Genomic DNA, 536 nt, shown 5'->3' with positions numbered 1-536 from the left:
TAATCCTTATTTGTTATGTTCAGCATTTAGTCTACGGTATGTTCTTCATAACGACCATTTAGAATATTTTGCTTTGCTTCATTTATTTCAACCTGATCCCTAATCAAAACAGAGTGATCAGAAAGATTAAGTAAAAAAGCACGAAAGAAATAATTTTGATTAGCTTCAAACTTTACCGGAATATATTGATCGAATATTCCACCAGATAATTTATATTCATAGTCTCCAGGTGATACCTCGAAGTAACCATATTCACCAGTGTTAAGTGACAATTCAGGGTGGCCTTTTATCTCAAAATCGACATCCAAACCCGCGCCCAGAATCCCTGTTTTCCACTGGTAAACATAAACACCGGCTTGACCATCTGTTGGCGATTTAAAATTTGATGTGGTATCTAAATTTAAATCTTTATATGGTATTACAGTACATCCTGTGAATAACACGACACTAAATATAATTAATAAAACTTTCATTTATAACCCTTCCTCCTGAAGTTTCAACTTATCAGAATTGAACATAACGAATGATATGGACTC

1 protein-coding gene is annotated in these 536 nt (G+C 33.6%); it reads right to left on the bottom strand.

Annotated elements, in window-relative coordinates; genetic code table 11:
• Positions 1-26: 26 nt before the first annotated feature.
• Positions 27-473, bottom strand: a complete 447-nt coding sequence (locus tag AB4133_RS21910) for a DUF2846 domain-containing protein (RefSeq protein WP_372132160.1) — start codon at positions 471-473, stop codon at positions 27-29.
• Between the last annotated feature and the right edge of the window lie 63 nt (positions 474-536).

Origin of the sequence: Vibrio sp. 10N.286.52.F8 (assembly GCF_041468745.1) — a bacterium.
Classification (GTDB): domain Bacteria; phylum Pseudomonadota; class Gammaproteobacteria; order Enterobacterales; family Vibrionaceae; genus Vibrio; species Vibrio crassostreae_C.
This window is presented reverse-complemented; position numbering and strand designations above follow the sequence as displayed.

What these genes read in the sequence shown, in the direction of transcription:
- AB4133_RS21910 (WP_372132160.1), bottom strand. Translation starts at nt 473, where the DNA reads ATGAAAGTTTTATTAATTATATTTAGTGTCGTGTTATTCACAGGATGT.